Annotated in this window: 17 protein-coding genes; 10 read left to right on the forward strand and 7 right to left on the reverse strand. The window is 48.9% G+C overall.

All coding sequences use genetic code 11. The features are described 5' to 3' along the window. Positions 1–2: 2 nt before the first annotated feature. The 6 genes from ilvC to ilvA all read left to right on the forward strand — a co-directional run bounded on the left by ilvC (position 3) and on the right by ilvA (position 6,712). Positions 3–1,049, forward strand: coding sequence for a ketol-acid reductoisomerase (gene ilvC / locus MHI54_RS01880; protein WP_095214538.1), 1,047 nt, complete (start codon positions 3–5; stop codon positions 1,047–1,049). Continuing rightward, positions 1,027–2,568 (forward strand): 2-isopropylmalate synthase, encoded by a 1,542-nt coding sequence (locus tag MHI54_RS01885; protein WP_095214537.1) that lies wholly within the window; start codon positions 1,027–1,029, stop codon positions 2,566–2,568. The genes ilvC and MHI54_RS01885 overlap by 23 nt, the downstream gene beginning before the upstream one ends. Positions 2,569–2,590: 22 nt before the next feature. Continuing rightward, a complete protein-coding gene (leuB, locus tag MHI54_RS01890; RefSeq protein WP_095214536.1) occupies positions 2,591–3,676 on the forward strand; it encodes a 3-isopropylmalate dehydrogenase in 1,086 nt (361 codons plus the stop codon). An 18-nt stretch (positions 3,677–3,694) separates the two neighbouring features. Continuing rightward, positions 3,695–5,110: a 3-isopropylmalate dehydratase large subunit gene (gene leuC / locus MHI54_RS01895; RefSeq protein ID WP_095214535.1), complete on the forward strand. Its 1,416-nt coding sequence runs from the start codon at positions 3,695–3,697 to the stop codon at positions 5,108–5,110. A gap of 13 nt (positions 5,111–5,123) precedes the next feature. After that, positions 5,124–5,708, forward strand: coding sequence for a 3-isopropylmalate dehydratase small subunit (gene leuD, locus MHI54_RS01900; RefSeq protein ID WP_340082193.1), 585 nt, complete (start codon positions 5,124–5,126; stop codon positions 5,706–5,708). A gap of 71 nt (positions 5,709–5,779) precedes the next feature. Beyond that, a complete protein-coding gene (ilvA, locus tag MHI54_RS01905; RefSeq protein WP_340082908.1) occupies positions 5,780–6,712 on the forward strand; it encodes a threonine ammonia-lyase in 933 nt (310 codons plus the stop codon). 35 nt (positions 6,713–6,747) lie between these two features. Here the strand turns inward: ilvA and MHI54_RS01910 are convergent, their stop codons facing one another. Together MHI54_RS01910 and MHI54_RS01915 are read right to left on the reverse strand one after the other, a co-directional pair. After that, positions 6,748–6,912, reverse strand: coding sequence for an Arc family DNA-binding protein (locus MHI54_RS01910; RefSeq protein ID WP_093726782.1), 165 nt, complete (start codon positions 6,910–6,912; stop codon positions 6,748–6,750). A 12-nt stretch (positions 6,913–6,924) separates the two neighbouring features. Next, positions 6,925–7,764, reverse strand: coding sequence for an SPFH domain-containing protein (locus MHI54_RS01915; protein ID WP_340082194.1), 840 nt, complete (start codon positions 7,762–7,764; stop codon positions 6,925–6,927). Positions 7,765–7,890: 126 nt separating this feature from the next. Between MHI54_RS01915 and MHI54_RS01920 the strand changes: the two genes are divergently transcribed. Beyond that, the gene (locus MHI54_RS01920; protein WP_340082195.1) at positions 7,891–8,679 is read left to right on the forward strand and encodes a protein kinase; all 789 of its coding nucleotides are present in this window, start codon (positions 7,891–7,893) and stop codon (positions 8,677–8,679) included. On the opposite strand, the gene MHI54_RS01925 is transcribed toward MHI54_RS01920, so the two are convergent. Next, on the reverse strand, positions 8,676–8,894 hold the full coding sequence (locus MHI54_RS01925) for a hypothetical protein (protein ID WP_340082196.1): 219 nt from the start codon (positions 8,892–8,894) through the stop codon (positions 8,676–8,678). The two genes, MHI54_RS01920 and MHI54_RS01925, sit on opposite strands and share 4 nt — an antisense overlap. Before the next feature lie 94 nt (positions 8,895–8,988). Then, positions 8,989–9,345, reverse strand: coding sequence for a thioredoxin family protein (locus tag MHI54_RS01930; protein ID WP_340082197.1), 357 nt, complete (start codon positions 9,343–9,345; stop codon positions 8,989–8,991). A gap of 108 nt (positions 9,346–9,453) precedes the next feature. Between MHI54_RS01930 and MHI54_RS01935 the strand changes: the two genes are divergently transcribed. Further along, on the forward strand, positions 9,454–10,494 hold the full coding sequence (locus MHI54_RS01935; RefSeq protein WP_340082198.1) for an LCP family protein: 1,041 nt from the start codon (positions 9,454–9,456) through the stop codon (positions 10,492–10,494). Between the two features lie 15 nt (positions 10,495–10,509). On the opposite strand, the gene MHI54_RS01940 is transcribed toward MHI54_RS01935, so the two are convergent. Beyond that, positions 10,510–11,391: a diacylglycerol kinase family protein gene (locus MHI54_RS01940; RefSeq protein ID WP_095214805.1), complete on the reverse strand. Its 882-nt coding sequence runs from the start codon at positions 11,389–11,391 to the stop codon at positions 10,510–10,512. A gap of 125 nt (positions 11,392–11,516) precedes the next feature. Here MHI54_RS01940 and MHI54_RS01945 point away from each other — a divergent pair, with 125 nt between their 5' ends. Further along, positions 11,517–11,885, forward strand: coding sequence for a metalloregulator ArsR/SmtB family transcription factor (locus tag MHI54_RS01945; RefSeq protein WP_340082199.1), 369 nt, complete (start codon positions 11,517–11,519; stop codon positions 11,883–11,885). Positions 11,886–11,914: 29 nt separating this feature from the next. Beyond that, on the forward strand, positions 11,915–12,016 hold the full coding sequence (locus tag MHI54_RS01950; RefSeq protein WP_340082909.1) for a DUF2087 domain-containing protein: 102 nt from the start codon (positions 11,915–11,917) through the stop codon (positions 12,014–12,016). Positions 12,017–12,128: 112 nt separating this feature from the next. Here MHI54_RS01950 and MHI54_RS01955 read toward each other — a convergent pair whose 3' ends face one another. After that, positions 12,129–12,341 carry a DUF6366 family protein gene (locus MHI54_RS01955; RefSeq protein WP_340082200.1) on the reverse strand — a complete coding sequence of 71 codons (213 nt, stop codon included), beginning with the start codon at positions 12,339–12,341 and terminating at the stop codon, positions 12,129–12,131. A 60-nt stretch (positions 12,342–12,401) separates the two neighbouring features. Next, complete coding sequence (locus MHI54_RS01960) at positions 12,402–14,105, reverse strand: DNA-binding protein (protein WP_095214528.1); 1,704 nt, start codon at positions 14,103–14,105, stop codon at positions 12,402–12,404. Positions 14,106–14,212: the final 107 nt, after the last annotated feature.

A 14,212-nucleotide genomic window follows, 5' to 3' on the forward strand; every position in this document is an offset into this window, starting at 1 on the left:
CAATGGCAAAAGTCATCTATCACAATGATATTCAAGAAGAGGTTTTGAGAGGAAAGAAAATCGCGGTGATCGGTTATGGTTCCCAAGGTCATGCCCATGCACAGAATTTGAAGGAAAGCGGATTCGATGTGGTGGTCGGCGTTCGTCAAGGTAAATCCTGGAATCAGGCAGCCGAGGATGGACATGATGTGCGATCTGCATCGGAGGCAGCTCAAGCCGCGGATATCATCATGATGCTTGTACCGGATGAACTTCAGCCCGCCATCTATAAGGAAAGCATCGAGCAAAACCTGGAGAGCGGGAATGCCCTGGTATTTGCCCATGGCTTCAACGTTCATTTCAATCAAATCACACCTCCATCGGATGTGGATGTATTCCTGGTCGCTCCAAAAGGACCGGGCCATCTTGTTCGCCGTACTTACACGGAAGGAGCCGGTGTACCTGCCCTATACGGTATCTACCAAGACGTGACCGGGACAGCGAAAGAAACAGCACTTGCTTATGCGAAAGGCATCGGAGCAGGCCGTGCCGGCATCTTGGAGACGACATTCCAGGAAGAAACCGAAACAGATTTGTTCGGGGAGCAGGCTGTCCTTTGCGGCGGGCTTACCAGTCTTGTCAAAGCGGGCTTTGAAACATTGACAGAGGCCGGCTATCAGCCGGAGGTTGCTTACTTCGAATGCCTGCATGAATTGAAACTGATCGTCGACCTCATGTATGAGGACGGTTTGGAGGGCATGCGCTACAGCATCTCTGATACAGCACAGTGGGGTGACTTCGTTTCGGGACCGCGAGTTGTCAATGATGAAACGAAAGCCCGTATGAAAGAAGTATTGGAAGATATCCAAGACGGGACATTCGCCAAAGGCTGGATCTTGGAAAACCAAGCCAACCGCCCGCAATTCAACGCAATCAATGCGAAGGAAACAAACCATCAGATCGAAACAATCGGCCGTGAGCTCCGTGAATTGATGCCATTCGTCAAACAAGGAAAGAAAAAACAATCCGCTGAGGAAGTGATTGTCCATGGCTCAAATAAAATTTTTTGATACAACGCTTCGGGATGGTGAACAGACTCCAGGAGTCAACCTGAACAAACTGGAAAAGCTTGAGATCGCCCGTCAGCTGGAACGCCTCGGAATGGATGTATTGGAAGCGGGCTTCCCCGCTTCCTCCGAGGGCGATTTCCTCGCTGTCCAGGAAATTGCCCGGACAATCAAGACGACAGCTGTCACGGCATTGGCACGGGCAAAGAAAAGCGATATCGATATCGCCTGGGAAGCATTGAAGGATGCGGAGCAGCCACGACTCCATGTATTTTTGGCCACCTCCCCTATCCATATGGAATACAAGCTGAAAAAAACACCGGAGGAAGTACTGCAGACGGCTGTCGACATGGTCACTTATGCCAAGAAACGATTTCCGATCGTCCAATTTTCAGCAGAGGATGCCTCCAGATCGGAGCTGCCTTTTTTGGCACGAGTCACAGAGGCCGTCATCGATGCTGGTGCCACAGTCGTGAATCTGCCTGACACTGTAGGTTATGCTGCCCCGGCCGAGTATGGGAAAATGTTTGCTTATATGAAGGAACACGTTCGAAATATAGAAAAAGCAGATCTGTCCGCACATTGCCATGATGATTTGGGAATGGCAGTCGCCAACAGCATAGCCGCAATCGAAAGCGGTGCGACTCAAATCGAAGGCACGGTAAACGGTATCGGCGAACGTGCCGGCAATGCCGCACTTGAAGAGATAGCGGTTGCCCTTCATATCCGGAAAGATGCATATCAGCACTCCTCCCGCCTCGTCCTGCATGAAATCAAACGAACGAGCAGCTTGATCAGCAAATTGACGGGGATGACAGTGCCAGGCAATAAAGCAATTGTCGGAGACCATGCATTCGCCCATGAATCCGGCATCCATCAAGACGGGATGCTGAAGCATGCCAAAACGTATGAAATCATTACGCCCGCACTTGTAGGGATGAATGCTACCAATCTGGTACTCGGTAAACATTCCGGACGGCATGCGTTCAATACGAGAGTCGCAGAAATTGGATTCATGCTTGATGAGACACAGCTGCAGGAAGCTTTTGACCGCTTCAAGCGTCTGACAGATAAAAAGAAAGAAGTAACGGATGAGGACCTTTTCACCATCGCACTGGACATCCAGACAAAGCATGACCCTGTGAAGATATATGAAGTGAAAGCCCTTCAAGTGACGATGGGACCGCAAAATTTGCCGACAGCCACCATTGCCTTGCAGACACCTGAGCAAGGGATCAAGGAGACTGCACGCACGGGGCATGGAACCGTGGAAGCTATTTACAATACATTGGCAGCCTTGATCGATGAAGAAGTGACATTGATGGACTACCGTATCCATTCAGTCGGCAAAGGAGAAGATGCGCTTGCCGAAGTCCATGTTCAATTGCAAGTCGACGGCGAAGACTATACCGGCCGCGGCACGGCAAATGATGTCTTGAAAGCTTCCAGCCATGCCTTTGTCAACGGTGTCAACCGCGCTTTGCGTGCTGCAACGCTGAGAAAAGTGCAAGCTTTAATCTAATCTGACCTGGAGAGTGCTGATCATGCAAAAGAAAATCGTACTGCTACCGGGAGATGGCATCGGGCCTTCTGTGACAGAGGCAGCTGCTTCTGTCCTGCTGCGGGTTGCCGACATTTTCTCCCACACTTTTACTTTCGATGAAAAAAATATCGGCGGCGCTGCCATTGATTCATGCGGGGAACCGCTGCCTGCAGATACACTCCAGGCTTGTCAAGGAGCGGATGCCATTTTACTCGGAGCCGTGGGAGGACCCAAATGGGACCGGCATCCTCCTCATCTGCGGCCGGAAAAAGGACTGCTGCAGCTGCGCAAGGGCTTAGGCCTCTTTGCAAACCTGCGTCCTGTCAAAACCTTCCCCTCTCTGCTTGCCAGCTCTCCGCTCAAGCAGGAAATCGTCGCAGGAAGCGATTTATTGATTGTAAGGGAACTGACAGGCGGGCTATATTTCGGGACCCCGAGCGAACGCCGCAACGAAGGGCAGACGGTTGTCGACACCCTTCATTATGAAAGGTATGAGATGGAGCGGATAGTCGAAACCGGTTTCCAAAGTGCCATGCTTCGGAATAAACGTCTCGCTTCCGTCGACAAGGCGAATGTACTGGAATCCAGCAAGCTATGGCGGGAAATCGTCGATGAAAAGAGCAAGGATTATCCCGAAGTGACCGTGGAGCATATGCTTGTTGACTCAACTGCCATGAAACTCATTACCAATCCAACCTACTTTGATGTCATCGTCACCGAAAACCTTTTCGGCGATATCCTGAGCGATGAAGCATCCGTACTCACTGGATCACTCGGCCTCCTCCCTTCAGCCAGCTTACGGGAGGATACACTTGGCCTTTACGAGCCAGTCCATGGCTCCGCTCCGGATATAGCCGGTAAGGATATTGCCAATCCGCTTGGCACCATCCTCTCGGCAGCGATGCTCCTTCGCTACTCCTTCGGCATGGAAAAAGAAGCAAAGGCCGTGGAGAAAGCTGTGGATGAAGTGCTCGAAAGCGGATACGGAACCCAGGATATGCAAGGGAATCCGGAAACAATCGTCGGTACAGAAAAAATGACCTCCCTTGTCATCGATCAGCTGATGACAGCAAAAGTAAGTTCGTAAGGAAAGGACTTGAGAACAATGGAGAAACCGAAGACGATCATCGAAAAGATATGGGAAAAACACACCGTTGTACAGGAGCCTGATAAGCCGGACCTCATGTATATCGACTTGCATCTTGTGCATGAAGTGACCTCCCCCCAAGCCTTTGAGGGGCTGCGCCTGGCAGGCCGGAAAGTGCGGCAGCCGGAGCGGACATTTGCAACTGTCGATCATAACGTACCGACGATACATAGGTCGGTGATCCGGGATGAGGTTGCGCGTAAACAGATGGAAACACTAAGGTCCAATTGTGCTGAGTTCGGCATCCGTCTAGCCGATATCGACCATCCGGATCAAGGTATCGTGCATGTCATCGGCCCGCAGCTCGGACTTACACAGCCTGGCAAAACAATCGTCTGCGGCGACAGCCACACCTCCACCCACGGAGCCTTCGGTGCCTTGGCCTTTGGCATCGGTACAAGTGAAGTGGAGCATGTCCTTGCGACCCAGACACTTTGGCAAAATAAACCGAAGACGCTGAATGTGCACATCGAAGGCACCCTTGGAACCGGCGTGACAGCCAAGGATCTGATTTTGGCTATCATCGGTAAATTCGGCGTCAAATTCGGCACCGGCTATGTACTCGAATACACCGGTGAAGCCATTCGGAACCTGTCGATGGAGGAACGGATGACAATCTGCAATATGTCGATTGAAGCAGGGGCGCGAGCCGGCTTGATAAGTCCGGATGAAACGACATTCGAATACCTTCGCGGCAGGAGATACGCCCCGGAGGGCCCTGCTTTCGAAGCAGCCGTTTCCGAATGGCGGCAGCTTGCCACCGATGAAGGTGCAGTCTATGACCATACGGTGCATTTGGATGCATCAGAAATCGAACCGCAGGTGACTTGGGGGACGAACCCAGGTATGTGTCTGCCGATATCGGCAAATGTGCCGGACCCGGCACTCATCGAGGATGAGGACGAACGGGCAGCTGTCGAGCAAGCACTGGCATATATGGGATTGGAGCCGAACCAGCAGCTGACTTCCATCGAAATCCAGCATGTTTTCATCGGCTCCTGTACAAATTCACGCATCACGGATCTGCGCAAGGCAGCAAGTGTCATCCGGGGAAGAAAGGTTCACCCTGCAGTCCGCGCCATGGTCGTTCCAGGTTCCTTCACTGTCAAGATGCAGGCGGAGCAGGAAGGGCTGGATAAGGTTTTCAAGGACGCAGGCTTCGAATGGCGGGATGCAGGCTGCAGTATGTGCCTGGCAATGAATGATGATGTCGTGCCGGCAGGCGAGCGCTGCGCTTCGACTTCGAACCGGAATTTCGAGGGGCGGCAAGGTACCGGTGCCCGCACCCATTTGGCCAGCCCGGAAATGGCGGCAGCGGCAGCTATCGAAGGAAGATTTGTCGATGTCCGGCAAATTGCGGCACCAACTGTCTAAGGAGGGATGGAAAATGGAACCGATCCATACACATAATGGACTTGTCTACCCGCTTCCAAAGCGCAATGTCGACACGGACCAAATCATACCGAAGCAATTCCTGAAACGGATAGAGAGATCTGGTTTCGGACAATTTCTTTTCTATAATTGGCGATTTGATGAGAAAGGCCAGCCACGGCAGGACTTTACATTGAATCATCCGAAATACAAAGGAGCGTCCGTTTTGATTGCCGGTGATAATTTCGGCTGCGGATCTTCCCGCGAACATGCTCCTTGGGCGCTATTGGATTATGGTTTTAAAGTGATCATCGCACCTAGCTTTGCAGATATCTTTTATAATAATACGACCAAGAATGGCATACTGGCCATCAAACTATCCGAGGAAAAAGTAAACTACCTGCTCAAACAGGCAGAACAGGATAAATTTATCCTCACGATAGATTTAGAAAAACAGAAAGTCTATGATGGGCTGGGGTTCCAGGCAGTCTTTGACATTCCTGCATATAATAAGCATATGCTATTGAATGGACTGGACGAGATCGGCATCACCTTGACCTATGCCGATCAGATAGCACAATTTGAACAGACACATAATTGAAGGAGCGTGAAGGCTTTGGGGATTGCTTAAGTCAGAAAAAAATACAAGCAGCTGCAGACTTTTTGAAGGATTTGGTACATCATACACCGATCAGGACCTCCACGACGCTTGACAGGCTCTTGGACAGGAACATTTATATGAAGATGGAGAACGAACAGAAATCAGGCGCATTCAAAGTTCGAGGTGCCTGCTTCAAGATCGGCAGTATGAAGGAAAATGACGCTAAACGAGGTGTCATCGCGGCTTCTGCAGGCAACCATGCGCAAGGCGTTGCTTTAGCAGCTGCAAAACGCGGCATCACAGCTAAAATCTATATGCCGATCCATACACCGAAGCCGAAGGTGGAAGCAACAAGGAACTATGGTGCAAAAGTCGAGCTGGCAGGCGAAACCTTCCAGGAAGCGCTACTCGCCGCCCAAAAAGAGCAGGAGCAAACAGGAGCCACCTTCATCCATCCTTTCGATGATGTGGATATCATCGCCGGACAGGGTACAATCGCAGTGGAAATGCTGGCAGATCAGCCAAATCTCGACTGCATCATCGTTCCGATCGGAGGCGGCGGGCTCATCAGCGGTATCGCTTTTGCCGCCAAGCAAATCAAGCCTTCCATCCGGATAATCGGTGTGCAGACGGAGGCAGCCTGTGCAACTTATCATGCATTCCACAAACATCTGATACCATCCTTAACTTGCACGACCATCGCGGAGGGCATTGCCGTCAAGGAGCCGGGCAAGGTAACGATGCCATTGATCCAACAATATGTGGATGATGTCGTCACTGTTTCGGAGCATGATATCGCAGCTGCCATCCTGCAGCTGCTCGAGCGGCACAAAACACTTGCAGAAGGAGCCGGCGCTGCTGCCTTTGCAGCCTTGATGCGCCATCATCAGCGTATACAGTCCAAGCATTGCGGTATCGTCATCAGCGGTGGGAACTTCGATCTTCAAAAGCTGTCTGGGCTGCATGAACTCACAATGCATCTCCCCGCCAACAGCATGGCATAAAAAAAGAAAGAGCAGGAAGCATGATGCCTCCTGCTCTATTTTTCTTTTTCCGGCTTCAGTCTGCCAGCTTGCTTCAGCTGTTCGCGAAGCAAATATTCAATCTGAGCATTCACACTGCGAAAGTCATCGTCTGCCCATTTCTGTACCATATCATAGATTTCCTGGTTGATACGCAACGGAAAACTCTTTTTCTTCGCCATAACACCCCTGCTTTAATACAGTGATCCATTGTTTACGACGGGCTGTGTCCCGCGGTCGGAAACAATGGCCACCATCAAATTGTTCACCATCTGCGCCTTACGCTCCGGATCCAGCTCCAGTTCACCATCATTCAAAGCTTCAACAGCATCCATCGACATACCGACCGCCCCTTGGACAATCATCTTACGGGCTGCGATAATCGCAGCAGCCTGCTGGCGCTGCAGCATTGCCTGGGCAATTTCGGTTGAATATGCCAAATGAGTGAATCGTGCTTCCATCACTTCCACTCCCGCTTCATTCAGGCGTGCTTCCAGTTCCGCTTGCAGCTTACCAGTGATTTCATCCCCATTCTCGCGCAGGGAGATGCCCGTTCCAGTGAAATTATCGTAGGGATAGTTGGAAGCGATATGCCGGACGGCAGTCTCGCTTTGGATAGCAACGAATTCTTCGTAATCATCCACGTTGAATGCCGCTTTCGCTGTATCAATTACACGATACACAATCACTGCAGCGATTTCAATCGGATTACCTTCTACGTCATTCACTTTAAGTGTCTTGGAATTGAAATTGCGGATACGCAATGTGATCCGCTGTCTGGTTGTAAGAGGAATAGTCAGGAACAAACCATTGGCTCGGATTGTACCGACATACTTCCCGAAGAATGTCACGACGTAGGCTTGATTAGGGGGTACAATGACGACGCCGGTTACCAGCAGTACGGCAACCATGAACAACAGGATAGCCGGGATGATCGCCTGCTGCACCAAACTGAATACACCTGCACCAGCACATATGAGGATGATCAATACACCCAGGAACCCATTCAAGGCAGCTGCTTGTTTTTCTTTCATACATGTCACTCCTACATTTTTATATTAAAGTGATATCACTTTAATATTATTATATATTCTGACAACAGACTTTGCAACACGCAGACAAGCTTATATACTGAAAATAAAAAAGAACGGGGTTTTTACATGTTCTATCACGCTTTCAGACCTTTTCGCCTGCTGCACCGCTATCTTGTCGATAAAACATATCCTCAAGGAGCTTCCATTGCCGAAAGATACCGCGTCATCCGCAAACTCGGCTCCGGCAGCTATGGAACGACTTATCTTTGCGAAGATATCGTGCAGCAGCAAACATGTACCGTGAAACAGCTTCGCCGCAGCCGACAGAAACGAAAGAAATACTTCCGCATGTTCCAGCAGGAATACGAATTGCTAAAAGAATTGGATCACCCTTCCATTCCAGCCTCTTCCTCCTTTTTCCACACGGATGACGGCTACTTTTTCGTCATGGATTTCGTTGCTGGCGAGAATCTGGAACAGCACATATTCGATACAAAAAAACAATACCGTGAAAAAGAGGCACTTGAGCTGACCATCGATATAGCAAACATTGCTGCCTATTTGCATGATCGCCGCATTTACCACGGTGACATCCGTATCCCGAATGTCATGCTGGCACATGGACATGCCTCGCTGATCGACTTTGGGCTGGCCAGACAGTTCTGCGGCCCAAGGACCCCGGCTGAACAAAATCGTCTGGAGCAGGATCTGTTCGATTTAGGGGATATTCTGCTTTATCTTCTATACACAACCTTTGAGAAAACCAATCAAAAAGCCCTTCCATGGACGGAAGAGCTTACTTTATCAAATGCATGCAGACATGTTCTTGAAAGGTTACTGGGCATCCGGGAACCATTTCGTTCCACCTCGGAAGCAATCGATGCGCTGGAAAAAGCAAAAGAAGCAGCAGATTAACTGCTGCTTCCGTATCCCCGGCGCTTGTAACGGCTGCTGCCGCCATAGCGATTACGGCCATATCCACTGCTGCCGCTCGAGCCATAATGCCTTCTGCCGCGATGGCCGCTGGAATCATAACGGCGGCCTCGATAGCCGCTGGAGTCATATCTTCTGCCACGGCGATGGCTGCTGCCGCCGGATTCTGTTATTTTACGGATGAATTTTTTGAACATAGATTTACCTCCCTGAAAGGAACTAGTCCATTTACGAAAATCATATCATGTTCGTTGCAGAAAGTATGTTTCTTTACAAAGTCTTAATAATTTGTCAGAGAAATGAAATGAGCTTCTCCAGCTTTGCTTCGAAATCCTCCATCCGGATAAATCTGCCTTCCCTGATCTGTTCCTTCCCCTCGTCGAATACCAAAATAGTCGGGGCGCCGAATGCCAGGAATCTGCCTGTCACTTCCTGCACCTCGCCAGCATCGATATATCCAAGCTGTACATTTGGATACTTTTGCAGCATTTCCTCCATACGAGGCAGCAATGCTTCACAAACACTGCACCCCGGCGAGGAGATGAACAAGACTGCAAGTCCATTGCCATTGATGAATTCTTCTGCGGCCTCGATGCTTTGCAGCTTCACTCGTATCACCTGCTTCTTTTTGGTTCTTTTCTCCATCATATAGAATGATACCCCAGTTGGCGAATGATATGGTATAGTAGGATTCGGGGATATCCAAACATATTTTGACAAAATTCCAGATTAGCAGATTAAAGGAGAAACACATACATGCCAAATGATGAAAGACAGGAGATGCGCCGCTCACGGAAAAAGCGGAAGAAATCCCGCAAGAAGCGCATCATCCGCAATATATTTCTGATTGTTTTACTTTTGATTCTCATTCCGGCAGCATATGCTGGTTATCTTTATGTAAAAGCCGGGAATTTGGCCGATGATTCCTTCGTGGACGATGGCCGGGAAAAATCCACGCTGCGTGACAGTGCAGTAGATCCTGCAAAAGATAGCGTCAGTGTCCTCTTCATCGGATCCGATTCCAGTGCCAAACGGGAACAGGATAATATCGGCAAACGATCCGATACGATGATTCTTGCCACTTTCAATAAAGATGATAAAAGCATCAAGATGCTGAGCATCCCGCGTGACACGTACACCTATGTACCTTATTTGGAACGCAATACAAAAATCAACGGTTCATACAATGGCGGCCCTACTGCCACTGCCGAAGCAGTGGAAGAACTCCTTCAAGTGCCGGTTGATTATTATATCGATGTGAATTTCGAGGCTTTCATCAGCGTAGTCGAAGCTTTGGGCGGTATCACAGTCGATGTGCCATATGAATTGAAGGAAATGAACTCCAAGGATGAAAAAGGCGCCATCCACTTACAGCCCGGTGTCCAGACATTGAACGGGGAAGAAGCCCTGGCCCTGGCCCGGACAAGAAAACAGGATAGTGACTTTGCCCGCAATGATCGTCAGCAGCAGATCATCGAAGCGATGATGGATAAAGCGACGGATATGAGCTCTGTCCTTAAATATTCAAGCCTTCTCGACGCTGTCGGCAATAACATGACGACGAATATGACATTCGATGAGATGAAGAGTTTCATTTCCTATGGCGTAAACAATGATTTGACGATCGAAAGCCTGAAATTGGAAGGGCAAGGCGGCAACGGAATCGTCCCCGGCTATAATGCCTATGCTTTCCTTCCCGATCCAACGTCATTGGCCAATGCCACACAGGAATTGCGTGACCAGCTGGAGCTCCCTGCCCTCGATGCTTCAAGCTCAACTACGACAACCTCACCTTGACAAGGTGAGGTTTTTTCATACCTCCTTTGGTACGATGACATTTATTTCCCCCGGCAAGACTTCGGCTGTAAAAGGCAGCGGCTCCCCTTCATCTCCATCGATATTGACGACAAGCTCTGTATCGGAAGCGACGCTGATGTTACTTAATTGAAAATAAGCCACTTGCTCATTGGATGCCAGATTCCCTTTAATGATGTCAGGTATCAGCTTGACCGCCTTCGGAATGGATAACTCCTCCAGAATGAAGACATGGAATAGATGGTCATCCACTTCCGCCAGATCCGCAAACTTCTCGAGACCTGCGACGGAATTAGTCAGCGCAACCAGCAGCATATAAGCTTTGCCGCCATAGACTTCTTTTTCATCAGAATGGATTCGAATACCAAAAGGAGTTTTATCACGGAACGCCTTGGCCCCCTCCATCAAATACGCAAAATGACCATACTTGCTTTTCTCTTCTGGTGTGACATCATACACAGCTTCCGCAATCACCCCCACAGCAAGTACGTTCATAAAATATCTATTTCCCAATTTGCCAACATCGACTGCTTTCGTATGATACTCCTCCAGTAAAGCCAGTGCCTGTTCAGGCTTACGAGGAATGTTCAAGGCACGGGCAAAATCATTCACAGTGCCAAGCGGAACAAAAGCAAAGTCGGGCTTTTGACTTTTTTCAGCCAAGCCATTGATGCATTCATTGATTGTCCCATCACCGCCCATTGCCAGCAGTGTCTGATATGTACCATCACAAGCAGCTGCAGCGAATTCGGTCGCATCTCCTTCTTTTTCCGTGTACTTTATCACCACTTGCTCATGCCGCTTTCCAAGTAACGCCACTGCTTGTTCCTCGTACTGCATTGCCTTTTCCTTCCCCGAGGAAGGATTGATGATGAGCATCGCCCGCACAGTTTCCGCCTCTTTCCTTTTTTCTTTTTTATACCCAAGACCGGAACGAACGAAACCAAAATATATTTGACGTCAATCTAATTAGATAGTAATTGAACCAAAAAGGAGATGAAAAGATGCAGCTCGATAAATTAGTCCGATTCCATAAAGCTGTAGGTGATGCCACACGAATGCGAATCATTGCCTTATTGAAGCGAGGCCCGCTTCATGGGCAGGCAATCGCACATAAGCCTGGCTTAAAAACCCCCACTATAACGCAGCACATGACAAAGCTGCGGGAGGATGGCATTGTCTTTCAGCACAGGGATGGCAATACTATCTATTTTCACTTGGACGAACAGCGTCTGGAAAAACTTGCAGCCAGCATCCTCCATCTCGGGAAGGAAAGAATCCATCCAAGCTACCAGATCAATACAGAAGAAAAGCTGGAGCCAGTCAAAAACTTTTTCATCTCGGACGGTAAGCTGACACAATTGCCAGCATAGCAGAAAAAAGAGCAGTGGTCCTGGCTTATATGATCCAGCACCTTAAAAGACATCATATCTATGAAGAGCAAGAACTGCATGCTTACATCCAGCAATATCATGATGATCATGCAACCATCCGCCGTGAATGAATCATGCATCATTTCTTATAGCGCGACGGCATTAAGTATCAGCTCAATCTGGAAGAAATGTGGCCAGCCTCTTTTTAAAGCAGCTTCTTTTCCAGCATCAATTAGATATATTTCAAGTTTTCAGGAATAATGCCGCCGTAAAAACCATCAATACAATCAGGATGATTCCTGTCACTTTCCAGCTCAAGCCGCCGACCAAATCAGCGAGATTGCCATTTTCATTCTTATTGAATGCATCGCTCACATTGCCAGCTGGATTCTGTTTCACTTCTTCTTGCCTCAATCTTTCTCTCCATATTTCCGGAGTTTCTGTTTCTTTACTCATACCAGCACCCCTTTTCTTTGAACAAAGCCAGCTTTCGTGATGAAAGCTGGCTTCTATCATTCAATCCAATCCCTCAATGGATATTTGTTCGATTGTGGCTGCTTTTGCCCCGTCTTGCACCGCAGCTTCAAAGCTTACTTTGTCGCCTTCCTTCAGGAAGATTGCGTACGGTGCATCGGTTGAGTTGATACTGTAGATGACATCCTGATCTTTCAGCAGGAACTGGACCGTTTTCGCCCCGGCATCATTTCCGGAAATATAAATTCGATTCACTACCCCGCTCACTTGCTGCATCGGTGCATCCCCAGTCGATTCGGCAGTACTTATATCTGCTGCGAGCTGCAGCCGATACGCTTCCAATGTGCTTTTTGCATCATCGCCGAAGACGACATAGTCGGAATCATTCGCGCGCACATACGCATACTGCTTGAAGATCCCATTGGAATCGAGCACACTGATCACCCAGGTCGGATTGCCATCGATATTGTACAGAACAGGCATCTTCCCTTCCCATTTCTTTTCGGGATATTCTTTTTCGACGACTTCGACAGCTCCCGAAGAGTCCATGATGCCATTGTTCTTCTCCCCGCCGTAGAATGTCACTTCCCCGGTACGGCCATCGACCATCGAATAACCAAGCGCAGAGTCGATATTCTCCTTCGGTGATTTGAAGTCAGTGAAGTACTGGATACTGCCGTCCTCGGCAAAAACAGCTGTGACACCGTGCTCCGTGCCATTATCATTCGGTATTTTCACACCTGCTTTCCCGAAATGACGATTCCAGAATCCGCCGCTGTACTCTCCGTAATATGTGTTCAGCTTGCTTGCCATTTCTGGTGAAATCGTGTTCTCGATGAAATCAGGAGCCTGGTCGGCGTCATATATATCAGACTCTCCATTATACGGATTGACCACGACGACCTGGATATCGTCACCATTCGCCTTTCGAGTGAATAATTTCGGCTGGTAAACAGTCTGGACGTACCATGCCTTTCCTTCTTCATCGACCTCCAGCCGTGCCTCTCCTTCCTGGATATAGGCAGGATAACGAGAATAGATGATACGCTTCAGATCCTTATGAAAATAGGCCGACGGCACATAGGATAATTCATCTTCGACAAACTCTGGCTGCGCGCCGAGATCGGTCGCATCAATGACAAAGTACCCCGTTGTTTCCCCGCCTTTCAGCCATTTAAAGAACCCATCGAATTCAACTGGAGCGATATATTCATTCGTTCCGCCCACCGTCTGCGTCTGAAGGCTGCCGAGATGATAAAGCTGGGTATCCGGCACGACACTCATTTTCTTATTCATCTTGTTCCGGACCGAGCTGGGCGCAATTGCGATGGGTGTCTTGTCCTCATCCAGCGGCTTGGCTTCTTCCTCACTCGATTTGACGACATGATCATATGTCGACTGATACACAGCAAAATTGGCAATCACACAAACGACCGCCCCGATAACAAGCAACGCTAATAGTACGCCCGCAAGCGAAATGCCTGCATTCCTCTTTTTCTTTTCGGCTTGTTTGCCGGCCAGGAGCCCAAACGCAGCGAAAAATATACCGATTGCGTTCAGCCATAGGATATTTTGAATGATGAATGCTGGTAAAACGAAATAGATAGTGATGAGCAGTACAAGGTAAGCTGCAATGCCTGCAGCTAAGTATTGCTTAAGCTTTGCCCTTCCCCCTCCAGCTGCCAAATCCGCTAAAGCGATCAGGATAAAGCCCGTAAGACTGGCTAATGCAATAAGAAAAATCATCCTGTTCCTCCTTTTGAAGTCATACCGCTTATACGGTATAGAAGACAGAAATGTTTCACATATATCAAATAATGTATTCGTAAAATGGCTGAAGCATAATAAGTCAA

The organism is Terribacillus sp. FSL K6-0262, from assembly GCF_037977385.1.
GTDB lineage: Bacteria > Bacillota > Bacilli > Bacillales > Amphibacillaceae > Terribacillus.